This is a genomic window from Telluria sp. ZT3P25, from assembly GCF_059685895.1.
In genome coordinates, this window is sequence record NZ_JCASIJ010000002.1 from 551,277 (window position 1) to 576,590 (window position 25,314).

General features: G+C 62.7%; 23 protein-coding genes. 11 read left to right on the plus strand and 12 right to left on the minus strand.

Going from position 1 to position 25,314, the window contains the following annotated elements; genetic code table 11:
• Positions 1-182: 182 nt before the first annotated feature.
• The 3 genes from AC56LY_RS21080 to AC56LY_RS21090 all read left to right on the plus strand — a co-directional run bounded on the left by AC56LY_RS21080 (position 183) and on the right by AC56LY_RS21090 (position 7,402).
• Positions 183-3,752 (plus strand): indolepyruvate ferredoxin oxidoreductase family protein, encoded by a 3,570-nt coding sequence (locus AC56LY_RS21080; RefSeq protein WP_499582903.1) that lies wholly within the window; start codon positions 183-185, stop codon positions 3,750-3,752.
• Positions 3,753-3,943: 191 nt separating this feature from the next.
• The gene (locus tag AC56LY_RS21085) at positions 3,944-5,509 is read left to right on the plus strand and encodes a S41 family peptidase (protein ID WP_499582905.1); all 1,566 of its coding nucleotides are present in this window, start codon (positions 3,944-3,946) and stop codon (positions 5,507-5,509) included.
• A gap of 129 nt (positions 5,510-5,638) precedes the next feature.
• Positions 5,639-7,402: a M14 family metallopeptidase gene (locus tag AC56LY_RS21090; protein WP_499582907.1), complete on the plus strand. Its 1,764-nt coding sequence runs from the start codon at positions 5,639-5,641 to the stop codon at positions 7,400-7,402.
• 25 nt (positions 7,403-7,427) lie between these two features.
• On the opposite strand, the gene pqqE is transcribed toward AC56LY_RS21090, so the two are convergent.
• From pqqE to AC56LY_RS21125, 7 genes are all read right to left on the minus strand, one after another.
• The gene (gene pqqE, locus AC56LY_RS21095; RefSeq protein WP_499582909.1) at positions 7,428-8,600 is read right to left on the minus strand and encodes a pyrroloquinoline quinone biosynthesis protein PqqE; all 1,173 of its coding nucleotides are present in this window, start codon (positions 8,598-8,600) and stop codon (positions 7,428-7,430) included.
• A complete protein-coding gene (gene pqqD, locus AC56LY_RS21100) occupies positions 8,597-8,866 on the minus strand; it encodes a pyrroloquinoline quinone biosynthesis peptide chaperone PqqD (RefSeq protein WP_499582911.1) in 270 nt (89 codons plus the stop codon). The genes pqqE and pqqD overlap by 4 nt, the downstream gene beginning before the upstream one ends.
• Complete coding sequence (pqqC, locus tag AC56LY_RS21105) at positions 8,863-9,591, minus strand: pyrroloquinoline-quinone synthase PqqC (RefSeq protein ID WP_499582913.1); 729 nt, start codon at positions 9,589-9,591, stop codon at positions 8,863-8,865. Before pqqC ends, pqqD begins: the two co-directional genes overlap by 4 nt.
• On the minus strand, positions 9,588-10,505 hold the full coding sequence (pqqB, locus tag AC56LY_RS21110) for a pyrroloquinoline quinone biosynthesis protein PqqB (RefSeq protein ID WP_499583464.1): 918 nt from the start codon (positions 10,503-10,505) through the stop codon (positions 9,588-9,590). The genes pqqC and pqqB overlap by 4 nt, the downstream gene beginning before the upstream one ends.
• A gap of 91 nt (positions 10,506-10,596) precedes the next feature.
• Positions 10,597-10,671, minus strand: coding sequence for a pyrroloquinoline quinone precursor peptide PqqA (gene pqqA, locus AC56LY_RS21115; RefSeq protein WP_183555285.1), 75 nt, complete (start codon positions 10,669-10,671; stop codon positions 10,597-10,599).
• Positions 10,672-10,878: 207 nt separating this feature from the next.
• Positions 10,879-11,322, minus strand: a complete 444-nt coding sequence (locus tag AC56LY_RS21120) for a SixA phosphatase family protein (protein WP_499582915.1) — start codon at positions 11,320-11,322, stop codon at positions 10,879-10,881.
• A 129-nt stretch (positions 11,323-11,451) separates the two neighbouring features.
• Positions 11,452-12,516 (minus strand): GlxA family transcriptional regulator, encoded by a 1,065-nt coding sequence (locus AC56LY_RS21125; RefSeq protein WP_499582917.1) that lies wholly within the window; start codon positions 12,514-12,516, stop codon positions 11,452-11,454.
• Between the two features lie 104 nt (positions 12,517-12,620).
• Between AC56LY_RS21125 and AC56LY_RS21130 the strand changes: the two genes are divergently transcribed.
• Positions 12,621-13,727, plus strand: coding sequence for an S-(hydroxymethyl)glutathione dehydrogenase/class III alcohol dehydrogenase (locus AC56LY_RS21130; protein WP_499582919.1), 1,107 nt, complete (start codon positions 12,621-12,623; stop codon positions 13,725-13,727).
• A gap of 19 nt (positions 13,728-13,746) precedes the next feature.
• On the opposite strand, the gene AC56LY_RS21135 is transcribed toward AC56LY_RS21130, so the two are convergent.
• Positions 13,747-14,610: a LysR family transcriptional regulator gene (locus AC56LY_RS21135; RefSeq protein WP_499582921.1), complete on the minus strand. Its 864-nt coding sequence runs from the start codon at positions 14,608-14,610 to the stop codon at positions 13,747-13,749.
• A gap of 122 nt (positions 14,611-14,732) precedes the next feature.
• Between AC56LY_RS21135 and AC56LY_RS21140 the strand changes: the two genes are divergently transcribed.
• The 3 genes from AC56LY_RS21140 to AC56LY_RS21150 all read left to right on the plus strand — a co-directional run bounded on the left by AC56LY_RS21140 (position 14,733) and on the right by AC56LY_RS21150 (position 16,769).
• Complete coding sequence (locus tag AC56LY_RS21140; protein ID WP_499582923.1) at positions 14,733-15,515, plus strand: DODA-type extradiol aromatic ring-opening family dioxygenase; 783 nt, start codon at positions 14,733-14,735, stop codon at positions 15,513-15,515.
• 35 nt (positions 15,516-15,550) lie between these two features.
• A complete protein-coding gene (locus AC56LY_RS21145) occupies positions 15,551-15,976 on the plus strand; it encodes a DoxX family protein (RefSeq protein WP_499582925.1) in 426 nt (141 codons plus the stop codon).
• 106 nt (positions 15,977-16,082) lie between these two features.
• On the plus strand, positions 16,083-16,769 hold the full coding sequence (locus AC56LY_RS21150; protein ID WP_499582927.1) for a hypothetical protein: 687 nt from the start codon (positions 16,083-16,085) through the stop codon (positions 16,767-16,769).
• 14 nt (positions 16,770-16,783) lie between these two features.
• Here AC56LY_RS21150 and ttcA read toward each other — a convergent pair whose 3' ends face one another.
• From ttcA to AC56LY_RS21170, 4 genes are read right to left on the minus strand one after another with little or no spacing between them, the layout of a single operon-like run.
• Positions 16,784-17,707, minus strand: a complete 924-nt coding sequence (gene ttcA, locus AC56LY_RS21155; protein WP_499582929.1) for a tRNA 2-thiocytidine(32) synthetase TtcA — start codon at positions 17,705-17,707, stop codon at positions 16,784-16,786.
• Positions 17,704-18,483 carry a hypothetical protein gene (locus AC56LY_RS21160; protein WP_499582931.1) on the minus strand — a complete coding sequence of 260 codons (780 nt, stop codon included), beginning with the start codon at positions 18,481-18,483 and terminating at the stop codon, positions 17,704-17,706. The genes ttcA and AC56LY_RS21160 overlap by 4 nt, the downstream gene beginning before the upstream one ends.
• A complete protein-coding gene (locus AC56LY_RS21165) occupies positions 18,480-18,872 on the minus strand; it encodes a dihydroneopterin aldolase (protein WP_499582933.1) in 393 nt (130 codons plus the stop codon). Before AC56LY_RS21165 ends, AC56LY_RS21160 begins: the two co-directional genes overlap by 4 nt.
• The gene (locus AC56LY_RS21170; RefSeq protein ID WP_499582935.1) at positions 18,872-19,651 is read right to left on the minus strand and encodes an SDR family oxidoreductase; all 780 of its coding nucleotides are present in this window, start codon (positions 19,649-19,651) and stop codon (positions 18,872-18,874) included. The genes AC56LY_RS21165 and AC56LY_RS21170 overlap by 1 nt, the downstream gene beginning before the upstream one ends.
• Positions 19,652-19,719: 68 nt before the next feature.
• Between AC56LY_RS21170 and AC56LY_RS21175 the strand changes: the two genes are divergently transcribed.
• The 4 genes from AC56LY_RS21175 to AC56LY_RS21190 all read left to right on the plus strand — a co-directional run bounded on the left by AC56LY_RS21175 (position 19,720) and on the right by AC56LY_RS21190 (position 25,286).
• Positions 19,720-20,868, plus strand: a complete 1,149-nt coding sequence (locus AC56LY_RS21175) for a class I SAM-dependent methyltransferase (protein WP_499582937.1) — start codon at positions 19,720-19,722, stop codon at positions 20,866-20,868.
• Positions 20,869-21,001: 133 nt separating this feature from the next.
• Complete coding sequence (locus AC56LY_RS21180; RefSeq protein ID WP_499582939.1) at positions 21,002-21,943, plus strand: J domain-containing protein; 942 nt, start codon at positions 21,002-21,004, stop codon at positions 21,941-21,943.
• Between the two features lie 146 nt (positions 21,944-22,089).
• A complete protein-coding gene (locus AC56LY_RS21185) occupies positions 22,090-23,742 on the plus strand; it encodes a response regulator (protein WP_499582941.1) in 1,653 nt (550 codons plus the stop codon).
• Positions 23,743-23,744: 2 nt separating this feature from the next.
• Positions 23,745-25,286 (plus strand): HDOD domain-containing protein, encoded by a 1,542-nt coding sequence (locus AC56LY_RS21190; protein ID WP_499582943.1) that lies wholly within the window; start codon positions 23,745-23,747, stop codon positions 25,284-25,286.
• Positions 25,287-25,314: the final 28 nt, after the last annotated feature.

The window sequence follows — 25,314 nt, forward strand, 5'->3', positions numbered from 1 at the left end:
CCACGTCGGTCTTTTGTATGGCAATTTTATTGCGCAATTCAAGAAGGAGGGGGAATTGTTTGGAATTTAATGCTGGGGGGGCAGGTCTATACTGGCGCAAGACGGGAGACCACTCCCGCCAAGAAGCGAGATGCAGGAAATGCACCGCTTCCGGCAACCGCCACCAGTTTCTTGGAGACACAATGAACGCACCCCTGGACCGCGCCCACCTGGCGTCGCCGCCCGCATCCGCACCCGCACAAGACATCACGCTCGACGACAAATGGACGCTCGAGCGCGGCCGCGCCTTCATGACCGGCACGCAGGCGCTGATCCGCCTGCCGATGCTGCAGCGCGAGCGCGACGTCAAGGCCGGCCTGAACACGGCCGGCTACATCACCGGCTACCGCGGCTCGCCCGTCACCTCGGTCGACCAGACCGCGATGAAGGCCAAGGCGCACCTCGACGCGCACCACGTCAAGTTCCATCCCGGCATGAACGAAGACCTGGCAGCGACCGCTGTCTGGGGCACCCAGCAAACCAATCTGTACAAGGACGCGAAGTACGACGGCGTGTTCTCGATGTGGTACGGCAAAGGCCCGGGCGTCGACCGCTGCGGCGACGTGTTCAAGCATGGCAACAACGCCGGCTCGTCGCAATACGGCGGCGTGCTGGTGCTGGCCGGCGACGACCACGCGGCCAAGTCGTCGTCCACCGCGCACCAGTCCGACCACATCCTGACCCACTGCGGCATCCCGGTGCTGTACCCGTCGTCGGTGCAGGAGTACATCGACTTCGGCCTGCACGCCTGGGCCATGAGCCGCTATACGGGCCTGTGGGTATCGATGAAATGCGTGACCGACATCATCGAATCGGGCGCCGTTGTCGACCTCGATCCGGACCGCGTGCAGACCGTGATCCCGACCGACTTCCAGCTGCCCGAGGGCGGCCTGAACATCCGCTGGCCGGACGCCGTGCTGGACCAGGAAGTGCGGATGAGCAACCACAAATGGTATGCCGCGCTGGCCTATGCGCGCGCCAACAAGCTCAACCGCATCATCTGGGACAGCCCGCAGCCAAAGATCGGCATCATCACCGCCGGCAAGAGCTATCTGGACACGCGCCAGGCGCTGGCCGACCTCGGCATCGACGAGCAGGCCGCGCAGGACATTGGCCTGCGCCTGTACAAGGTCGGCATGACCTGGCCGCTCGAAGCCGAAGGCGTGCATGAGTTCGCACGGGGCCTCGATGAAATCCTGGTGGTCGAAGAAAAGCGCCAGGTCATGGAATACGCGCTCAAGGAAGAGCTGTACAACCTGCCCGACGGCGAGCGTCCGCGCGTGGTCGGCAAGTTCGACGACACGGGCGAGTGGAGCAACAAGAACCGCATGGGTCACGGCGACTGGCTGCTGCCGGCCACGTACGAGCTGAACCCGGCGCAGATCGCGCGCGCCATTGCCTCGCGTATCGGGCACTACTGCGCCGGCCACCCCGTTGCCGAGCGCGTCGCTCAGCGCATCGCCTTCCTCGAAGCGAAAGAGCTGGTGCTGCGCAATATCCCGGCCAAGCCGAATCCGGAAACCGACCGCATCCCGTATTTCTGCTCGGGCTGCCCGCACAACAGCTCGACCAAGGTACCGGAAGGCTCGCGCGCGATGGCCGGCATCGGCTGCCACTACATGGTGCTGTGGATGGACCGTGAAACGTCGACCTTCACGCACATGGGCGCCGAAGGCACGACCTGGATCGGCCAGTCGCCGTTCACCGACGAAAAGCACGTGTTCGTCAATCTGGGCGACGGTACCTACTTCCACTCGGGGATCCTGGCGATCCGCGCCGCGGTGGCCGCTAAGGTCAACATCACCTACAAGATCCTCTACAACGACGCGGTTGCGATGACGGGCGGCCAGAACGTCGACGGCCCGCTCGACCCGGGCATGATCAGCCGCCAGATCGCAGCCGAAGGCGTCACGCCCATCATCGTCGTCACCGACGAGCCGGACAAATACCCGAGCGACTACGCTTGGGCGCCCGGCACCACGGTGCGCCATCGCTCCGAACTGATGGACGTGCAGCGCGAACTGCGCGAGATGCCCGGCGTGTCGGCCGTGATCTATGACCAGACCTGCGCTTCCGAAAAACGCCGGCGCCGGAAGAAAGGCGAATTCCCCGACCCGGCCAAGCGCGCCGTGATCAACGAGGCCGTCTGCGAAGGCTGCGGCGATTGCTCGGTGCAGTCCAACTGTCTGTCGGTCGAGCCGCTCGAAACTGAACTGGGCCGCAAGCGCCAGATCAACCAGTCTTCGTGCAACAAGGATTATTCGTGCGTGTCGGGCTTCTGCCCGAGCTTCGTTACCGTCGAAGGCGGCGGCCTGAAAAAGCCGAAGAAGGCTGCTGCATCCGACGCCGCGCCGCCGGTATTGCCGGAACCCGTCATTCCATCGGTTGCCACGCCATTCGGCATTCTCGTGGCCGGCGTGGGCGGCACCGGTGTCGTCACAGTCGGCCAGATCCTGGCGGTGGCAGCGCACGTCGAAGGCAAGGGCGCGATCGTGCTCGACCAGAGCGGCCTGGCCCAGAAGGGCGGCCCGGTGATGTCGCACGTGCGCCTGGCCGAGCACCAGGCCGATCTGCACTCGACGCGCGTGGGCACCGGCAGCGCCGACCTCGTGATCGGCTGCGACCAGATCGTCACGGCCAGCCGCGATGCCTTGTCGCGCATGGGCGAAGGCCGTACCTGGGCCGCCGTCAATTCGAGCACTGCCACCACCGCCGCGTTCGTGAAGAACCCGGACTGGCAATTCCCGGCCGAAGGTTCACGCGGCGCGATCGAGCAAGCCTGCGGCAAGGCCAACGTCGAATTCCTCGACGCCGGCAGCATCGCCACGGCGCTGCTGGGCGACGCGATCGCCACCAATATGTTCATGCTCGGTTACGCGTTCCAGAAGGGCCGCGTGCCGCTGCACGAAGCCTCGCTGATGAAAGCCATCGAGCTCAATGGCGTGTCGGTCGCGTTCAACAAGGCGGCCTTCAACTGGGGCCGCAGCGCCGGACACGACCTGGCGGCCGTCAGCAAATCGGCGATGCCGGCCAAGGTGATCGAGTTCAAGCGCATGCAGACGCTCGACGATGTCGTCAAGCGCCGGGTCGAGCTGCTCACGGCGTACCAGGACGCGGCGTATGCGGGCCAGTACACGGCGTTCGTCGAGCAGGTCAGGGCGCAGGAAGCGCGCCTGGGCAAGGGCACGCGCCTGTCGGAAGCGGTGGCCAAGTACCTGTACAAACTGATGGCGTACAAGGACGAGTACGAAGTCGCGCGGCTGCACACCGATCCGGCGTTCCGTGAAAAAATCGCCAATATGTTCGAAGGCGATATCACGCTCAAGTTCCACCTGGCTCCCCCGCTGCTGGCCAGGCACGACAAGGAAGGTCGCGCCATCAAGCAGGAGTTCGGCCCGTGGATGATGCGCGCGTTCGGCGTGCTGGCAAAGTTCAAGGGCCTGCGCGGCACCGCGTTCGACGTGTTCGGCTATACCGCCGAGCGCCGCGTCGAGCGCGCCCTGATCGGCGAGTACCGCGCGACGGTGGCGGCATTGCTGCCCAAGCTCACGGACGAGAACCTGGCGCAGGCCGTGGCGGTGGCCAGCATTCCGGAAGACATCCGTGGCTACGGGCACGTCAAGGAACGGCACCTGAAAGCGGCGAAGGCGAAAGAAGCGGCGCTGCTGGCGGCATTCCATGCGCCGGCAGGCGCAGCACCGCGCGCAGCTTGATGGTGTTTTGATCACGCCGGCGCACCCTGTGCGCCGGCGGCTCTTTTACATCCTTGTCGCCTTGGCATGCTTCGTTGTCGCCTGGCGTCAACTGTGACATTTGGTGGTGTTGTGCAGTAAAACCGCCGTCTATAATCATTTGCATGAGCCCGACATTCTCCCCCCCGCGCAAGGCCGTTCCCGTCCGTCTGATGTCAAGCGCGCTTGCCGCGCTGTTCGTGCTTGCCGGGTGCGGTGGCGGTGGCGGCTCCCCCGGTGTGGGTGCGCGGCCGTCGGTGGCGGATACCCCAACGGCGCCGGTCACGCCAGCACCGACCCCGACCGGTACCAGCGCCACGCCGGAAGACCTCAATCCCAACCTGCTCGGCGACGCCTATGGCAGTTACTGGAACAAGTGCGCCGCGCCGCGCACGGGCTTCGATGCGAACGGTGTGGCTTTCCCTGATGTGCAGGGCACGCTGCTGGACGAGCTGAAATTCCTGCGCGCCTGGACCAACCAGTACTACCTCTGGTACAACGAAGTCCCGAATACCTACAAGATGGCCGATTTCAAGAGCGCCATCGCCTACTTCGACGTGCTCAAGACGCCGGCCGTGACGGCCACCGGGCAAGCCAAGGACCGCTACCACTTCACCTATCCGACCGCCGAATGGGAAGCGATGCAGACGCAGGGCATCGACCTGGGCTACGGCATCACGTGGTCGCGCAACGCGAACGGCACAGCGCCGCGCACCTGGCTGATCACGGCCGTGGAGCCGGGTTCGCCAGCCGCCGCTGCGGGCCTGCTGCGCGGCGACCTGCTGACAAAGATCGATGGCATCGATTTCGTCAACACGACCGACGCGGCATCGATCGCGCGCATCAACGATGCCCTGTTCCCTGAGACGGCCGGCAGTGCGCACCGCTTCACGCTGCAGCGCGGTGGCGTGCCGATCGAGGTGACGATGACGGGCGCCGAGGTGCGCATCGCACCGGTCAAGAACGTCAAGATCATCGAGACCGCGACCGGCAAGGTCGGCTACCTGACCTTTGACACCTTCAACGCGGTCTCCGAAAAGCAGCTGATCGACGCCTTCACCACGTTCCGCCAGGCCGGCGTGAACGACCTGGTGCTCGACATCCGCTACAACGGTGGCGGCCTGCTGTACCTGGCGAGCCAGCTGGCGTACATGGTGTCGGGACCGGAATCGACGAATGGCAAGGTGTTCGAGCAATCGCAGTACAACGACAAGTTGCCGCGCGAAGCGCCACTGCTGTTCCGCTCGACCGCGTGGGGCTTCGCTTCGAGCAATCCGGTGCGCACCGGTACGCCGCTGCCGACCCTGGGCCTGAAACGCGTAACGGTGCTGAGCACGGCCGGCACCTGCTCGGCCAGCGAATCGGTGATCAATGGCTTGCGCGGCGCCGACGTCGAGGTCATCCAGATCGGTGGCACCACCTGCGGCAAGCCATACGGCTTCACGCCGGTGCCGAACTGCGGCACGACCTATTTCTCGATCGAGTTCAAGGGCGTCAACAACAAGGGCTTTGGTGACTTCACCGATGGCTTTGCGCCGACCTGCCAGGTCAGCGACGACCTGACACGGCCGGTGGGCGACCAGAACGAAGGTTTGCTGGCCGCCGCGCTGACCTACCGCGCGACGCAGGCGTGCCCGGTTTCGACGACGAGCCGCGCCCGCGTCGCGCCGATGGAAATCGTGCGGCCGCAGGTCAAGGAAATTTCGATCATGACCACGCCCGGCGCACCACCGCGCTAGCGCGCATCGTCTGTCTTGACGGGCGGCGTGGCCAATTGGCGCGCCGCCCTTTGCGTTTCCAGAACTGAACTTTTTGGCAAGAACACGTCTATAATCGTCGGCTTCCCTGTCACCTGCCGGAGCTTCTCGATGATTCGTTCTGCGTTACTGCTGGCCCTGCTGTCTGCATTCCCTCTGGCGTACGCCGCTACCCCCGATCTGACGACGATCTCGGAACGCTCCGGCTTCCAGGCCACCGGCCGCTACGATGAAACGATCGCGCTGTGCACCGCCTTTGCGCAGGCGTATCCGAAGCAGGTCCAGTGCATCGACTTCGGCATCACGCCGGAAGGCCGCCCGATGAAGGCGCTGGTGGTCAACAACAACGGCGTGTTCACGCCTGCGGCTGCCAAAAAGGCGGGCTTGCCCGTTACGCTGATCCAGGGCGGCATCCACGCCGGCGAGATCGACGGCAAGGATGCGGGTTTCCTGGCGCTGCGCGAAATCCTCGAAGGCCGCGCGGGCAAGGGCGCGCTCGACAAGCAGGTACTGCTGTTCGTGCCGGTGTTTAACGTCGACGGGCACGAGCGCTTTGGCAAATGGAACCGCCCGAACCAGCGCGGCCCGGTGGAAATGGGCTGGCGCACCACCGCCCAGAACCTGAATCTGAACCGCGACTACCTGAAGGCCGACGCGCCGGAAATGCAGGCGATGCTGGGCCTGGTGAATGCCTGGGATCCGCTGACCTATGTCGACCTGCACGCAACCAACGGCGCCAAGTTCCAGCACGATATCTCGATCCAGGTCGAGCCGGTGTATTCGGGCGACGCAGAATTCCGCAAGGCTGGCCTGGCGCTGCGCACCAATGTCATCAAGGACATTGCGAAAGAAGGCTCGACGCCGCAGTCGTACTACATGTCGTTCGTGAAGCAGGACGATCCGATGTCGGGCTTCGAGGACGGCGTGTCGGACCCGCGTTTCTCGACCGGCTACTTCCAGCTGCGTAACCGCATGGCGATGCTGGTGGAAACGCACTCGTGGAAAGAGTACCCGGTGCGCGTACGCATCACCCGCAACACCGTGGTGTCGTTGCTGAACCAGATCGCAAAGCACGGCGCGGACTGGCAAAAGGCGGCCTACGCGGCCGACGCGCGCGCCGCAAAACTGGGCAACAAGAAGGTGGCACTGAACTACCGCACCACCGACAAGACCGAGATGGTCAACTTCAACGGTTACGAATACACGCGCAAGCCATCCGAAATCTCGGGCGGCCTGATGACGCGCTACGATGAAACAAAGCCGCAGGTGTGGCGCGTGCCACTGCGAGACGAGGTTGTCGCCGACGTGGAAGTGACGGCCCCGGGCGCCGGCTACATCGTACCGGCTGCGCAAGCGGCGATCGTCGGCGAGAAGCTGCGCCAGCATGGCGTCGTGTTCCGCAAGCTGGACCAGGGCATTGCTCGCGCCAATGTCGAGACCTTCCGCGCCGACAAGGCGACGCTGGACGCCGCCTCGGTCGAAGGGCACCAGCGCCTGACGGTCACTGGCAAGTGGACGGCTGAACCCCGCGCGGTGACGGCCGGTTCGCTGTTCGTGCCGATTGCGCAGCCGAAGGCGCGGCTGGTGGTGGCGATGTTCGAGCCGCAGGCACCGGATTCACTGCTGGCCTGGGGCACGTTCAATACGGCCTTCGAGCGCAAGGAATACATGGAAGACTACGTCGCCGAAGACGTGGCGCGCGAGCAGATGGCGGCCGATCCGAAAGTGGCGGCTGAATTTGCCCAGCGCCTGGCGTCGGACCCGGCGTTTGCCAAGGACCCGCAGGCGCGCCTGGCGTTCTTCGCCAAGCGGCATTCATCATATGACGAGCGGTTGAATCTGTATCCGGTGCTGCGCACGGATACGGCGCTGTAACTCGGCCCCTGCGGACCGGTACGCCTTACGTGTCGGTCTGCAGAAGATTGCGTGAATTCGCATTCGTGCGAAACACGATCGGCTGCTCGATCACGTGGCCGTTGTCCAGCCCGGCCGGGCGCTGGCTCGCAAAGCGGATCACCTTGTCGACTTCGCCGCGCTTGGGCGACTTGCTGCAGACGGGGTCGGTTGCTGCCGCGTCACCGGCCAGCATGAATGCCTGGCAGCGGCAGCCACCCAGGTCGCGTCCTTTTTCGTCGCAGCTACGGCATGGCTCCTGCATCCAGTCATTGCCACGGTAGGCATTGAACGCGGTGCTGGTGCGCCAGATGTCCGCCAGGCCCACGTCGCGCACGTTCGGCAGGTTCAGGCCGGGCAGGTCGCGCGCATTGTGGCAGGGCAGCGCCACGCCGTCCGGCGCCACACCGAGAAACACCGCACCCCAGCCATTCATGCAGGCCTTGGGGCGGTCCTCGAAGTAATCGGGCACCACGAACAGCAGCTTGCAGGCGTCGCCAATGCGCTCGCGGTATTGCGCCACCACGCGTTCGGCGTCGCGCACCTGCTCGAGCGTGGGCATCAGCTGGTTGCGGTTCTTCATGGCCCAGCCGTAGTACTGCGTATTGGCCAGCTCCAGGTATTCGGCGCCCAGCGCCAGCGCCATCTCGATGATCTTGCCGACATGCGGCAGGTTATAGCGATGCAGCACGCAATTCATCACCATCGGGTAATCGTATTGCTTGATCAGCTTGGCGACTTTGAGCTTGAGGTCAAATGTCTTGGTGCTGCTCAGGAAATCGTTGAGCTCACGGGTCGAATCCTGGAACGACAACTGGATATGATCCAGCCCGGCGTTCTTGAGCGCTGCGATGCGGGTTTCATTCAGGCCGACACCCGACGTGATCAGGTTGCTGTAAAAGCCCAGGCGGCGCGCTTCGGCGACCAGTTCTTCGAGGTCGTCGCGCATCAGCGGTTCGCCCCCCGAAAACCCCAGCTGCACGGCGCCCAGCGCGCGCGCTTCGCGCATCACCCGCACCCATTCGCCCGTCGTCAATTCATTGCGCACCGCATCGTAATTGAGCGGGTTATAGCAAAACGCGCAGTGCAGCGGGCATTGGTAAGTCAATTCGGCCAGCAGCCAGAAGGGCGGCGACACGGTCGGCGCGCCGCTCTTGGGAACATCGGTGGGCAGCATCATTCGATCCACTTGTGCTGGTGGGCGTGGGCCAGCAAACCCTCGATATCGGTGCGCAGGCCGGTGGCCTGGAACTTGGTTTCCAGGTCGTGCACGATCTGGTCGACCGTGGTCTTGCCGTCGCAGCACTTCAGGATTTCGCCGGCGCTGCCATTCAGTTTGACCATGCCCTCCGGGTACAGCAGCACGTACGCCTGCTGGGCGTCTTCCCATTGCAGGCGAAAGCGCCGGTTCAGGGCCGGTGTGGCGGGGATAAGGGGATCGTTCATGTCGGATAGGCTTTTTCGATGGCGTCCAGCATGGCCCACAGGATGTCCAGTTTGAACTTGAGGATCTCGAGTGCGCGCTGCTGCTGCGCCCTGGTCGTGAAATAGTCGAGCGTCACGGCCAGGCCATGATCGACATCGCGCTGGGCCAGCGGAATGCGGCTGCGGAAATAATGCAGGCCGGCCGGTTCCACCCACGGATACTGGGTTGGCCAGCCGGCCAGGCGGTCCTTGTGAATCTGCGGCGCGAACATTTCGGTCAGCGACGAGCACACAGCCTCTTGCCACGGCGAGCGGCGCGCGAAGTCGACATACGCGTCGCAGGCGAAGCGCACGGCCGGCACCACATGCTGGAGCGACCACAGTTCGGCGCGGGGAATGCCGGCCGCTTCGCCCAGCTGGGTCCAGGCTTCCATGCCGCCCTGGGCGTCGCCCTGGTAATCGTCATAGCCGTCATGGTCCAGAATGCGCGCGATCCACAGGCGGCGCGTCGCGCGATCGTCGCAATTGGACAGAATCGCCGCATCCTTTTTGGGGATGATGAACTGGTAATAGAAGCGGTTGGCGATCCAGCCGCGCAGCTGTTCGGGCGAGCATTGCCCGGCATTCATGCGCAGGTTGAACGGATGATGGATATGGTAGCTCTTGCCCATCGCCCGCAACTGCTGTTCGAACTCGGCGCGCGACCAGGGCGCCAACAGGTCGTTGCTATCGGGGGAGGGCGTCATAAGGTAATGTCCATGCCGTCGAACGCGACCTCGATGCCGTGCGTGGCCAGTTCGGCACGCTCGGGCGAGTCTTCACGCAGGATCGGATTGCTGTTGTTGATGTGAATGAGGATCTTGCGGCGCGCCGGCATGCGCGCCAGCACCTCGATCATGCCGCCCGGTCCGGACTGCGGCAGATGGCCCATCATGTGGGCCGTCTTTTTCGACAGGCCGAGCGTGATCATTTCGTCGTCGCTCCAGCAGGTGCCATCGACCAGCAGCACATCGGCCTGGCGCATCGCCGCTTCCACCGCATCGGTCATCTGACCGAGCCCGGGCGCGTAGAACACGCGAGCACCGCTGGCGCTGTCGTGCAACATCAGGCCGATATTGTCGCCAAGATGCGGGTCGTTGCGGTGCGACGAATAAGGCGGCGCTTTGCTCGACAGCGGAACCGGCAGGAACGTCGTGTCGCGCAGCGGCGCAATCGGGAATGGCTGGCCGTCAATGGCCAGCGTGTGCGGCTCGACGCCGCAATAATGGCCAAGCACGCGCGTCAAAGGCAGCGCTTGCGACAGGTCGGCCAGTACTTCGGCCGTTGCATACAGGGGCAGGGGCGTGCCGCGCTCGCGCAGCATCAGCAAGCCGGTCACGTGGTCGATCTGTGCGTCCATCAGCAGCACGGCTGCAATACCGGTGTCGCGCACGGCGCGGGCAGGTTGCAGGGCGGGGGTGGCGCGGATTTGCACCAGGATGTCGGGAGATGCATTGACCAGGACCCAGTCGATGCCATCGTCGCTCACGGCGATCGAGGATTGGGTGCGGCTTACAGCCTGGATGGTGCCATTGCGGATGCCATCGCAGTTCAGACAATTACAATTCCACTGCGGAAAACCACCTCCCGCTGCCGAACCAAGAATGCGGATTTTCAACAGCGTATCCAACCTTTCACATGGTTATCGCTGATAACCGGAGTGGCAGGTACCGATGACAGGATCGTTCATCGGCACCTGCCGGAATTAAACATCAACGGTTCAGCACGTACATGGTGATTTCAAAACCCCAACGGAAATCAATTGCTTCAGGTGTTTCCCAGCGCATGGTAAGCCTCCTAGTGAATGCATGATGGTATGTTGCGAGCGATGTCGTCGGCTACGCGACGACACCTGATTGTGACGCAATCTTGTCGATTCTGCACGACGCCGGGCGCTGCCGTGCGGGGGTATGTACGACGGGGCCGGCGATCATGCCAGGCCTGTCCGGAGGGCAAGTATGTCGACTGGCGTGGGGCAATGACGTGTGCTGGCGTTACGGCGTCGCCGGCAACGACGTCAACAGCACGGTCGTCACTTTGCCGTCGGCGCCATTGACCAGCTGATATACGCGGTCAAATTCGTTGTCCCCAATCTCGGTCCCTGGCGCACCGCCGAACAGCCGCACGAGTTCCGGCAGGGTATTGGAGTGGCCTACCACCAGCACTGGCCCTTGCAGGGCCTTGACCTTGTCGATCAGTAGCTCTGGCTTGCCTGCCTCGTATTGCTGCACGGGCAGGCTGAGTAACGCAGACAGCGGTTTCGCCGTCTCGAGCGTGCGGGCGGTGGCGCTGCTGAAGATGGCCTGGATGCCGGCGCGGTGCAGCATCGTTGCGATATTCTGCGCGCGTTGCCGGCCTTGCGGCGTGAGCGACGGGTCGTTGCCGTCAGCGGCTTTTTCGCCATGGCGCACGAGGTAGATCATGTCGGGTTCAGCCATGGCTGTGCAGGGCGCGAGCATGGCAACGACCAGTGCCATTTGTCCTAACAGTTGCAGGGGTCGTGTCAGGGAAAATTGCATCGCAGTCTTTCAGCATATGGTGATTAAAAGTAGCGTAGCACGGGGCGGTCAGTCGCCGTGTGGGTTGGCTGCGCGGCCTGCCGCGACACCCGTCGTGGCGAAGCGTTCGCGATACACTTTCGGCGCAATCCCCAGCTTTTTCAGAAACACCCGGCGCATCTGCGCCTCGTCGCTGAAGCAGGCACGCGCCGCGACCGTCTTCAGCGGCAGCGCCACATCGGCCAGCAACTGCGTGGCGCGCTCGAAGCGGCAGGTTTCGATGAATTCCTGGGTGCTCATACCCACCTCTTGCTGGAATACGCGGGCAATATGGCGCTCGCTCATCATTGCTTTGTCCGCCAGCTGGGCGACCGACAGGCGCTCGTGCAGGTTCTCCAGGATCCAGGTCTGCAGCTCGCGGATCGTCGGTTTCGCTGTGCGCTCGCTGAGCAGGTGGGCGCTGAACTGCGACTGGCCACCCGGGCGCTTCAGATACACGACCATCTCGGTGGCCACGTCCAGCGCCAGTGCGCGGCCAAAATCCTGTTCGACCAGCGCGAGGGCCAGGTCCATGCCGGCCGTGACGCCGGCCGAGGTCCAGACATTGCCGGAGCGGATGAAGATGGCGTCGGCATCGATGTCGATGGCCGGGAAATCGGCTTGCAGGCGATCGGCCACGCCCCAGTGCGTGGTAGCGCGTTTGCCGTCGAGCACGCCGGCGGCGGCCAGGAAGAAGGCGCCCGAGCACAGGGCGCTGAGGCGTTCAAGGCGCGGGGCGGCGTCGCGGATCCAGTCGATCAGGGCGGCGCTTTCGACCAGCGCAGCCTGGATGTGGCGCGCACCGACCACCATCGCGGTGTGGGGCAGGGCCAGGGTGTTGACCACCTTGGTGGCTTCGAGCGACATCAGGGTGTCCGAGCGGATCGGCCCGGTCTTGAAGGACGCCACGCGCACATCGTAGCCGGCCGCCTTGCCTTGGCGCGCCAGGTGCAGGTTGGCGTATTCGAACACCGACATGGGGCCGATCGCTTCCATTGCCTTGAAGCCGGGGTAGACGACGATGTCGACGGTGATGGTGTCCAGAGTTGGCGCAGAAGGCATCGGCAGGGCGGTCAGTGGCGAAGATCCGGTCATTATTGCACCAAATCCTGCCATTTCCGGCCGGGTGGCGTCGGTCGCCCTGCTCGCGCCTGCAGAATGGCTGCATTCCATTTTTTACTGAGCCAGAGACCATCACCATGAAAACCAAAGCAGCCATTGCCTGGCGCGCCGGCGCGCCATTGACCATCGAGGAAGTCGACCTGGAAGGCCCGCGCGAGGGCGAAGTACTGATCGAACTAAAAGCGACCGGCATTTGTCATACCGATTACTACACGCTGTCCGGCGCCGATCCTGAAGGGCTGTTCCCGGCGATCCTGGGCCATGAAGGCGCGGGCATCGTGGTCGATGTCGGCCCTGGCGTGACAAGTTTGAAGAAAGACGACCACGTCATCCCGCTGTACACGCCGGAATGCCGCCAGTGCAAATTCTGCCTGTCGCAAAAGACCAACCTGTGCCAGGCGATCCGCAGTACGCAGGGCCGCGGCCTGATGCCGGACGCGACCAGCCGTTTTTCGCTCGATGGCAAGCCGCTGTTTCACTACATGGGCACGTCGACGTTCTCGAACTACATCGTGGTGCCGGAAATCGCGCTGGCGAAAATCCGTGAAGATGCTCCGTTCGACAAGGTCTGCTACATCGGTTGCGGCGTGACGACCGGCGTGGGCGCAGTGCTGTTTTCGGCCAAGGTCGAAGCGGGCGCCAACGTGGTCGTGTTCGGCCTGGGCGGCATCGGTTTGAACGTGATCCAGGCTGCGAAAATGGTGGGCGCCGACAAGATCATCGGCGTCGACATCAACCCGGCGCGCCAGGCCATGGCGCGCAAGTTCGGCATGACCCATTTCATCAATCCGAACGACGTCGAGAACGTCGTCGACGCCATTGTGCAGATCACCGATGGCGGCGCCGATTACAGTTTCGAGTGCGTTGGCAACGTCAACACGATGCGCCAGGCGCTCGAATGCACGCACAAGGGCTGGGGCAAATCGTTCATCATCGGCGTGGCAGCCGCTGGCGAAGAAATCGCCACCCGCCCATTCCAGCTGGTGACGGGCCGCGAGTGGCGCGGTTCGGCTTTTGGTGGCGCGCGCGGCCGCACCGATGTGCCGAAGATCGTCGACTGGTATATGGAAGGCAAACTCAATATCGACGACCTGATCACGCACCGCCTGCCGCTCGAGCGCATCAATGAAGGGTTCGACCTGATGAAGAGCGGCGAATCGATCCGCTCGGTGGTGCTGTACTGATGCCGCCGGCCGCGGCGGTTCAGGCCAGCGCGGCCACGACGAAGTCGACGAAGGTGCGCACCTTGGCCGACAAATGCTTGCGGCTTGGATAGAGCGCATGGATGCCCAGCTCGGCTGACTCCCAGCCGGGCAGCACCTGCACCAGCCGCCCGGCAGCCAGATCCTCGCCCACGATAAAGTGCGGCTGGAAGACAATGCCGGCCCCGGCGAGCGCCGCCAGGCGGATCATGTCGCCATTGTCGGCCCTGATGGGGCCATTCACCGGTACGATGAGATGTTCGCCTGCGGACTCGAGGCGCCAGTCGGCGCCGCCCCCGCTCAGCGAGTAGCTCAGGCACGTATGCCGGCTCAGGTCGTGCGGCGTCTGCGGCGTGCCGTGCGCGGCCAGATAGGCGGGCGAGGCGCACACGATGCTGCGCGCGACGCCCAGCTTGCGCGCGATCAGATCCGACTGGGGCAGGGCACCGATCCGGATCGCCACATCGAAGCCTTCTTCGACCAGGTCGACCTTGCGGTCCGACAGCGCAATATCGAGCTGTACCTGCGGGTAGGCCTGGGTGTACGCACCGATAATGCTGCCCAGGCGATGCTGGGCATAGGACAGTGGAATCGTCACCCGCAGCACGCCGCGCGGCAGCGTTGTCATCTGGCCGGCAATCTGTTCGGCCTCGTTCACATCCCCCAGAATCTGCACGCTGCGTTCGTGGAAGGCGCGGCCGGTTTCCGTCAGGCTCAGGCGTCGCGTGGTGCGGTTCAATAGCCGCGTGCCCAGATGCTCTTCCAGCTTTTGCACTTGCTTGGAGACCATGGCGCGTGACACATCTAGCCGGAGCGCCGCAGCGGCGAAGCTGCCGCTGTCGACCACGGCAACATAGGTTTTCATCGAGCCGAGCAAATCCATTGGGCGGGATTGTCAATCAAAAGGAAACAGTCTAACCACGTTCCCCTGCTTTATCAACGGCAGGGACATGGGTACCATGCACGCATCACTTAACGAGGTGCACCATGAATTTGCCCACGATCTTTGTCTCACACGGCTCGCCGATGCTTGCGCTGCAGGACAGCCCGGCACGCCGCTTCCTGCAGGGCTTGGGCCAGACACTGCCACGGCCAAGCGCAATTGCGGTCGTCTCGGCGCACTGGGAAACCGCTGGTGGCCCAGCCGTCTCGCTGGCCACTCAGCCAGAAACGATTCACGACTTTGGTGGCTTCCCGCAAGCGCTGTTCGACATGCGCTATCCGGCACTGGGTGCGCCTGCCGCTGCCGAACGCGCGGCGGCGCTGTTCGACGCTGCCGGCATCCCGGTCGGGCGCAGTGCGACACGGGGCCTGGACCATGGCGCGTGGGTTCCGCTCAGCCTGATGTATCCGACCGCCGATGTGCCGGTCATGCAGATCTCGATCGTGCATGGCGCCGCCCCCGCGCTGCATCAGCAACTCGGCCTGGCGCTGCAGGCCTTGCGCCAGGAGGGCGTGCTGGTCATCGGCTCGGGATCGCTGACGCACAACCTGTATGAAATCCGCGGGCACAGCGCCGATGCGCCGCCGCCAGGCTGGGTCAGCGACTTCGGCACGTGGATGCGCGAGCGGCTGATCGCCAATGACCGCGCCGCCCTGCTGGACTACCGCCAACTGGCGCCGATGGCCGCGAAAAACCATCCGACCGAAGAACATCTGCTGCCGCTGTTCGTGGCAATGGGCGCAGCCGGATTTGACGCCACGGCGTCAGTGCTGCACACGAGTATCGAACATGGCGTGCTCGCCATGGATGCCTACGCGTTCAATTAACCATTTACCTTGTTTTCATTCACGAAAGAACGATCATGCACACCACGAGCACACAACTGAATACCAACAACGATGCCGGCAAGCTGGTGCTGCGCGTCGCCTTGGCCGCGATGCTGCTGTTCCACGGCGTTGCCAAACTCAGCGGCGGCATCGGCTTCGTGGCCGACATGCTGGCCAAAGCCGGCTTGCCTGCGGTGTTTGGCTACGGGGTGTACATCGGCGAAGTTGTCGCACCGCTGCTCATCCTGGTCGGCCTGTTCACCCGTCCTGCCGCGCTGATCGTGGCCATCAACATGATCGTCGCCGTGCTGCTGGCGCACACGAGCCAGTTCTTTACGCTCAACGAAACCGGCGGCTGGGCGCTGGAATTGCAGGGGATGTTCTTCTTTGCTGCAGTGGCAGTCGCGCTGCTGGGCGCGGGGCGTTACAGCATCGGTGGTGTCAATGGGCGCCTGAACTAAGCGGATTGGGCCAGCGCGTGCTCCTGAGGTGAGAATCAACGCATTTTCTGTGGCGCTGAGAACGTTATCGTTGCTGGATGATGTCGTTCAAACCTTGGGAGTGAAAATGATGGCGACCCTGATGATGGCTTTTCTGTTGGTTGTTCTTGCCCCAGTCGCGTCGGCAGCTGACCTTTGTCCCCCTACGCATACGGGAAAGGAATGGTCAGTGCAATGCTTCGAAGGCGAGAACGATCACCGGCGTATCAAAAGCGCATTCATCGACCGGGTGAGAACCAATGCCTATGGCATGGCAACGATCAGCATTGACGATTCCCCTGACATGCCAAGAGAAGTGATTGCTGTCGATCGTTACGGCAACGTCGTGATTCCCAATATTCGCCATACGGGCGATTTTGACTATCCGAGCGCGTATCGCGGCCTGGGCCGCTTCTCGGTCGTCAACATGGATGGTTCTGGTAAGCGTGTGGAAAAATGCGGTTATTTTCAATCACCGCAATTCCGCATCCTCGTGCCGGCACAGTTCGACCAGTGTGAGGCATTCGCCAAAGAGGGCGCATATGCCTGCAAGGACTGCGTCGCCTATTGCTCCGACGCCGATTGCCACGTCCGTGAATTCATCGGTGGACGTGGATTCGTACTTGGCACCGACGGCACGATCAAGCGTGAGTTCGCCGTCAAGACGCTGGAGACATATTGTCGCCGCCCAGAACGGGTGCGTCTGAAGACAACCAACGACGGCACGGTGTCAATTCGTTGCGACGGGCCCGGTGACAATCCGTTCGTGATGTAACCACGAAAAGAAAATCACAGCTGCGTCAACGAAATCGTCCCCGCCACCGGCGTCGAGCACGGCTCCTCATCAAAGGCGATATCCCCCAGCGGATTGGCCACGCCATCCGTCTTCAGATCCGCGAAGCCGAACAGGTTACGGTCCATCAGATGCGACGGCACCACGGTCGACAGCGACGAGAAAATGCTCTCCACGCGGCCCGGATGTTTTTTCTCCCACTCGCGCAGCATGTTCTTGATCTGCTTGCGCTGCAGGTTCTCTTGCGAGCCGCACAGGTCGCACGGGATGATCGGGAAGCCTTTTACCTCGGCATAGCGCTCGGTATCAGCCTCTTTCACATACGCCATCGGGCGGATCACCATGTGCTTGCCGTCATCCGACACCAGCTTGGCCGGCATGCCTTTCAGCTTCCCGCCGAAGAACATGTTCAGGAAGAAGGTTTCGAGGATATCGTCGCGGTGGTGGCCCAGCGCGATCTTGTTGCAGCCCAGCTCATCGGCCACGCGGTACAGGATGCCGCGGCGGAGGCGCGAGCACAGCGAGCAGGTGGTCTTGCCTTCCGGGATCAGGCGCTTGACGATGCTGTAGGTGTCCTGGTTTTCGATGTGGTAGTCCACGCCGAGCTTGTCCAGGTAGGCAGGCAGGATGTCGGCCGGGAAGTTCGGCTGTTTCTGGTCGAGGTTGACTGCGACGATGTCGAAGTGGATCGGCGCACGCTCGCGCAGCGTTAGGAGGATGTCCAGCAGCGCGTAGCTGTCCTTGCCGCCCGACAGGCATACCATCACCTTGTCGCCGTCTTCGATCATGTTGAAGTCGCCGATGGCCTGGCCGACCTGGCGGCACAGGCGCTTGTGCAGCTTGTGGTTTTCGTGGGCGATCTTTTCAGCCTGCTTTTCAGTAACAGGGACTTGCACTTCATCGATTGTCGTACTGTTCATAATGGTCCTGGCTCAATCTGGGTATAAAGCTGTAATTGTTCACGTACTGCAGTGCGAATGAACGACTGTGTCATCATCGCGATATCTTGGATCCAAAATAATTGTTCGGATGGATTTCCAAGGATTACCTTATCAGCCATTACGGTGGACCAGATCGACACAATGCGTTCTTCTCCCATAACGACATACTGATAATTTGTGTCGTATCCAATTTTTGAGGCGCCTGCAAAAGTAAAATGAAATTTCTCTTTGCACGTGTCCACCATTGATTCATTCTCGGCAGTGACGAAATAAATAACACTGATTCTCTTGACGTTTATGCCAATCCACATTCGCATCTTAAAGGCGTCGAGCGATATCTCGTAGTTGGCTCCGAAGATATCCTTGCGTCCACCATGAATCGTAGCAGCTCGCTGGATTACATTGGCTTGCACTGTATGGCCGGGCTTTATTTGAGGAATTTCAATTTTTCGTAGGCCTTCGATTATTTGTTTCTCAAGAAAAATATCAGTCTTGCGAAGCAGTTTTTCGGATCCAAGTTCACGCTCTGCGAAGAGTACGAAAAGGACGATTGCAAATGCGCCTGCTGCAGTTTGTGCAATCGAAAGCGTCGGCGTGATTTTATCGTAAGAACCGGGGAAAAAGAACAAGGCAATCCCCGCAATACACGCGGATAAAGCAAGTACGCCAAGGACAGTCATCACCGCATAACGCGCCCACAGGGGTAGGTAGATGATCTGGTTCGCATCCAAGTAATGCTGATTGCCTTCGCTCATATTGCTTGGTCCTTGAGCCTAAATACTTCCACTCCCGCACCTACACAGTCTGGGTAGACCTCGCGCTTTTCAGTACTGACACGGGTTGCCACGACTTTCGGATGAGCAAGGACCAATGAGGCAATGGCATCACAAAGCGTCTCTTGAAGGTTAATGTGACCGCGGCCGATGATTTCCTGAATGCCAGGCCGGACGAAATCATGATTTACGATTTCATCAATATCGTCATTTAAGGGCGTATTTAGCGACAGAGGAACCCAGAATTCTATATTCACAAGAACATATTGAAACTTATTTTTCTCGTGAGGATATGCTCCGATTTCCATGTCCAAGCGATAATCTCGTATAAAAATACGGCGGCAGTGTTCCAAGTGTGGATAATTAAACATTAAATATTCCTGTTGATAAGACTGAAATCGCGGGGCATTTTCATCAAATGCTGCCCTCCGTCGACTACAAGAGTGGTGCCGGTAATCGCCCGGTTTTGAGCTGCAAAAACTACTGTTTTTGCAACGTCGTCTGGACGGCTCGACTCTCCCAGAGGAGACATCAAATGGGTTTTCCGAAATTCTTCCTGTGACTGTAGATGGCTAATCAGTGTTAGCCCTGGTGCAACCCCTACCACGCGAATCCGTGGTGCCAAGGCCTGAGCAAGCATCACCGTAGCACTATCGAGTGCCGATTTAGACAAGGTGTATGACAGAAAGTCGGGATTCAGATTATAGAGTTTCTGATCAAGCAGGTTAACTACGACCGCTTGACCGTTCTTCGGCGTTGCTTCGTAAAGAGCCATTGTTAGCAAGATCGGGGCAGCCAAATTAATGTGCATATGGCGATCGAGTTTCGCACAAGAAAAATCAGCAGCCGAATCATAATCGAAAATTGATGCATTATTAACGATGCAGCTCACTGGTCCAAGTATTCTGTTTGCTTCTGGCAACAACAGGCGTACTGCAGCTTCGTCTGACAATTCGCATTGAACTGCGCATGCTCGGCGGCCAGTCTTCTGGATATCGCGCACTGTGCTCTCTGCTTCTTCAAGCGAACTTCCGTAATGCACGATGATGTCCCAACCGGCTTCCGCTAGCTCAAGCGCAATTGCGCGCCCCAAGCGCTTAGCGGCGCCTGTGACCAGCGCGATTTTTTTATTAAGTATTGGTGCGCTCATTGCGTCCTTGACGGTCCATGATGTGGTTGAGTGAGCATGTACAACGGTTCTTCTCTTAAAATAGCAGCATGTCCCTGCCCACTCCCGACCGCGACGCCCTGGCCGCGTCCCACGCCCTGCAACAACTCATCGCTGACGAGATCGAACAATCTGGTGGGCAGATCGCGTTTTCGCGGTTCATGGAACTCGCGCTGTACGCGCCGCGCCTCGGGTATTACAGCGGCGGCGCCGCCAAGCTCGGCGCCGAGGGCGATTTCATCACCGCGCCCGAGATGACGCCGCTGTTCGGGGCAACGGTGGCGCGCGCGGCAGCCGCTATTATCGCCCAAAGCGCGCCCGACATCATCGAGTTCGGCGCCGGCACCGGCCGCCTGGCGCGCGACGTGCTGGCTGCGCTGGCGCGCCAGGGCGTGGTCGTCAACTCGTACACGATCATTGAATTGTCCGGCGAGCTGCGCGCGCGCCAGCAGGCCAACCTGGCCGATCTGCCGCAGGTGCGCTGGCAGGACGCGATGCCCGCGCACTTCAGTGGCGTGGTGCTGGCCAACGAAGTGCTCGATGCGATGCCGGTCGAGCTGGTGATCCGCGCGCGGGACGGCTGGCGCCGCCAGATGGTCACGATCGACGACGGCGCATTCGCCTTTGTCCAGGCGCCGCTCGATGCCGCCCTGCACGAACAACTGGTGCGTCAGGTGCCAGACCACGAACAGATGATCGAAGGCTATGTCACCGAGCTGCACCCGGTCGGCGCCGGCTTCATGGGCTCGCTGGCCGCGATGTTCGCGGGCGGCCGCGGCGCGGCAATCCTGTTCGACTACGGGTTCCCGGCCCACGAGTACTACCTCGACCAGCGCATCGGCGGCACGTTGATGTGCCACTACCGCCACCACGCGCATCCCGATCCGTTCTATCTGCCGGGGCTGCAGGACATCACGGCCCACGTCGATTTCACGGCGATGGCGCTGGCGGCCCAGGATGCCGGCCTGCCGGTGCTGGCCTACATGAGCCAGGCCGCGTTCCTGATCGGCGCGGGAATCGGAGAATTGTTGCTTGAAAACAACCCCGAAGATGCGCTGCGCTTCCTGCCGCAGTCGCGCGCTGTGCAAAAGCTTGTTTCACCAGCGGAAATGGGCGAATTATTCAAGGTGCTGGTGGTGGGACAGGCTGTAACATTGCCCGATGCAATCGTACAGGCCGACCGCAGTCATCGGCTGTGACAATTGTGATATCTTGCACAACGGACACAATTGCGTCTAAGCTGTACGACATTCCAGCGCCAGGGTCCGGCCATCCGCCTTGGCCGAGGACGTAGCATCAATGGCAGGCATCAGCGGGCAGATTTGACACACCATGGCCAAGATTCACACACACTATGACAACCTGAAGGTGTCGCGTCACGCGCCCCAGGAAGTCATTCGTGCTTCGTACAAGGCGCTGAGCCAGAAATACCATCCGGACAAGAATCCGGGCGACGAAAAAGCCGCCCGCATCATGGCGGTCGTCAATTCGGCCTACAACGTCCTGGCCGATCCGGTGCGCCGCAAGGAACACGACGAGTGGATCGCGTCCGAAGAATGGGAAGTCGAGTGGCTGGAAAGCTCGAACGCCAAGGACGGCCAGCTGCGCAAGGGCGGCGACGCCGGCGACGCCACGTCGGCGCACAAGCCGCGCCGCGCACGCCTGATGCGCGATCCGCGCTGGTGGCTGGGTCTGACCACCTGCTTCGTGGCGGGCGCCGCCGCTGCCGTCCTGTTCATCGGGCAACCGGGCATGATGCCCGGCGCACTGGCCTGGAGCGGCGTGCAGAAACCCGTGAGCGTGCTGGCCAGCACGCCGCCGGCAGCCGTGCCAGCAGTGACAACGGCGGCGGCCGCAGCCGCCGAGCCCGCGCCCGATATCTGGGCCGGCCGCGGTGCGCCTGTCATCCGCACGCTCGGTATCGCCCAACTGGTGGTGCCCGAGCGCGTACCCGATTGCAGCACCGACCTGCAAACCCTGACGGCGCCAGGCGGCGAACCGTGGCCGGCCGAGTCGGCCTATCTGCCGGGCTACCCGGTGGGTAACGAAGGTACGGGGATGCAGCTGACGATCGACAATAGCGCGAACGCCTCGCCGGTGTTCGTCAAGCTGTACGATGTGGAGCGCCGTGCCAATGTGCGCCACGCCTTCGTGCAGCCGCGCGCGACGTTCACGATCGACAGGCTGGCAGCAGGCAAGTACGAGGTGCTGTACCAGAACGTCGGCACCGGCGCCACGACGGCCGAGTGCGCCAGCCGCCCGCCCGCCCAGTAAGTTGTCGTTTTTTATGCGCCGTGCCTGCTGGCGGGACTGCGCACCATGCTGATTTCATTTAATTCGTTCTGCGCCGTAATATACTGGGTCGATACTGCGCGCCCATGCAGCCGCCCCACGCCCAACGCAGGCCAATACGGACCACAATGAACGAACTGGAAGGCCTGACGGCCCTGATCATCGAGCCCCACGCAGGAATGCGCGCCAGCATCCACAGCATGCTCACGCTGTGCGGCCTGACCCGGATCGAGCACGCCAGCACGTCCAACCAGGCGATCAAGCACCTGGGCCTGCGCCAGTTCGACCTCATCCTGTGCGAATACGACCTCGAAGGCGGCCAGGATGGCCAGCAGTTGCTGGAAGACCTGCGCCACCACAAGCTGATGCGCCTGGCCACGATGTTCTTCATGGTGACTGCAGAAGGCAACCACAGCAAGGTGGTCAGCGCGGCCGAGCTGGCGCCTACCGACTACGTTCTCAAGCCGTTCACCGCCGACCGCCTGCTCGAGCGCATCGGGCGCGCGCTTGACAAGCGCAATGCCTTCCTGCCGGTGTTCACGCTGATGGAGGCAGGCGACCAGGTGGAGGCGATCGCTGCCTGCATCGAGGGCCAGCGCCTGCACACGCGCTACGCCATCGACTTTTTGCGCCTGCGCGCCGAGCTGCACATGTTCCTGGGGCAGGCCGAGCTGGCCGAACCCATCTATCGGCACCTGGTCGAGATCAAGGCGATTGCCTGGGCCCGGCTGGGGCTGGCCAAGACGCTGTTCGTGCGCAAGCGCCTGGCCGAGGCCAAGGAAATCCTCGAAGAGCTGGTCGACACCAACCGCAATTTCGTCGACGCCTTCGACTGGCTGGCGCGCACCCACGCCGCAGCTGGCGAGCTCGACAAGGCGCAGGCCGTGCTGGCCGATGCCGTGGCCGTCTCGCCCCACGCGGTGCGGCGCCTGCGCACGCTGGCCGACATCGCCTTCGAGGCAGGCGACATCGACACCGCCGAAAAGTCGCTGCGCCAGGTGGTGGGCAAGGCCAAGTATTCCGAGTTTCGCGATCCCGAAGACCACGTCAAGCTGGTGCGCACGCTGGTGGGCAAGGGCGATCCGGTGGGCGCGGCGGCCGTCGTGCGCGATCTCGACCGCACAATGGGCGGGCGCGCCACGACGGCGCTGTGCAGCGCGGTGGCCTCCGCCCTGGTGCACGAGTACACCGGCAACGAGGTGCGCCTGGGCGAAGCGTTGAACACGGCGGTGGCGGCCTGCCAGGATGCGCCGGGCGTGTCGGTCGACATCAAGCTCGAGCTTGCCCGTACCTGCCTCGACCATGATATGGAAGAGGGCGCCTGCTCGGTCGTGCGCGACGTGATGCGCAATGCCGGCGACGAAGCCGTGATGGCGCGCGCAGTGGGTGTGATGGACAGCGCGGGAAAGGGCGAGCTGGCCCGCTCGATGGTCAAGGAAAGCCGCCAGCACGTGGTCGATCTGGTCGCCAGCGGCGCTGCGCGCGCCAAGAGCGGCGATTACCGGGGCGCGGTCACGCTGATGCTTGAGGCGGCGCACAAGCTGCCGAACAATCCGTCGGTGGCGTTCAATGCTGCGCTGGCGGTGCTGCGCTGCCTCGAAGCAGGCGGCTGGGACGAGCGGCTCGGTGGCCAGGTTCCGACCCTGATTGGCAATGTACGCAAGCTCGACCCGCTCAATCCCAAGCTGCCGGCGCTGGCCGCGCTGTTCCAGCAAGTGCTCAAGCAGCACGATCAGGGCGTGCGCCAGGGGTTGCGCATGCCGACGCCCAAGGCAGGCTGACGATGGCCGACCTTCTCCACGGTGCCCAGAGCCACCCCACGTCCGGCCGGGTGCGCGATGCGCTGATGCGCAAGCTGAGCGGCACCGAGCGCATGTTCAGTCTTGGCGGCACCATGACGCGTGTGATCGGCATGGGTTACAGCGTCGACGAGGGTTCGGCCGACCTCGCGTATTACGTGATGGCGGATGTGGCGCTGACCCAGCGCATCCTGCGCCTGTCGAACACGGTGGCGTACCGCACGCAGCTGGGGGCGCCGGTGACGACGATCTCGCGCGCCATTTCCCTGCTCGGCTTCGACAATGTGCGCGCCGCCGCGCTGGCGATGCTGCTGGTCGACGCGCTCGACGTTGCCGAGCACGGCGTGCGGGTCGAACTCCAGGCGGCGTTGTGCGCCAGCCTGGTGGGCCAGGAAATGGCGCACCGCAGCCCCCATCCGGGCGCAGAAGAAGCGGGGATCTGCGCGCTGTTCAAGAACCTGGGGCCGATGCTGCTGGCCAGCCACGAGCCGGAGCGCTATCGCGAGATCGCGGCCCTGGTCGCCACTGGCAAGCACACCCATGCGCAGGCGTCGCGCCTGATCCTGGGCTGCACCTTCGAGACGCTGTCCGAGGCCGTGCTGCGCGAATGGCAATTGCCCGAGCTGATCATCGAGGCCCAGGCCTCGCCCCCGCCCGAGCCAAGGACGCTCGCGGTGGCGCCAGAGCGCGCCGGGTGGATGCGCCAGGTGGCCGCGTTCAGCCAGGACGTGGCGCGCCTGATGGGCCATCACCATGATCCGGCCAGTGCGCCCGAGGCCGGGGCACTGCTGGCGCGCTACGGTGTGGCGCTCGGGCTCGACATGCCCGGGCTGGCAACGTTGTTCGACACCGTCCAGGAAAGCATGAACGGCATGCTGCAGAGCATGAACATGGAGCGCGCACCCAAGACCGACCCGAAAGCTGGCAGCAGCCTGCCGAACGTGCTGGCGCTGGCGATGCTCGACGCGGGCGAAGCCGACGAAGGCGAGTTCTACCCCAGCGGCAAGCCAAAAAATGCGCGCGATCTGCTGCTGGCTGGTGTGCAGGATGTCTCGGTGCTGGGCGGATCTGCCACCAGCGCCAATGACGTCATCATGGCGGTGCTCGAAACGCTGTACGGCGCGCTGGGCTTTCGCTTCGCCACCATCTGCCTGCGCGACGGCCGGACTGGCAAGTTCCGGGCGCGCGCGTCGCTGGGGGAGGGCAAGGCCGAGCTGCAGGCCGGCTTCACATTCCCGTGCGCCTTCACGCGCGACCTGTTTCATCTGGCGCTGGAAAACAATGCCGACATGATGATCCCGGACGCCTTCAGTCCCAAGATCCGCGATCTGCTGCCGGCCTGGTACAAGACGCTGCTGCCGGATGCCGAGAGTTTCATCGTGCTGCCGCTGGTGGTGGGCAAGGCCCAGCTGGGACTGTTCTACGCGGACCGCATCTTCACGGCGCCCGAAGGCGTGCCGCCGGATGAGACGGCGCTGATCAAGGCGCTCAAGGCGCAAGTGCTGGCAGCGCTGGCGCCGACTTAGCGAACGAACCAAGTTTTTTTAGTCTTGC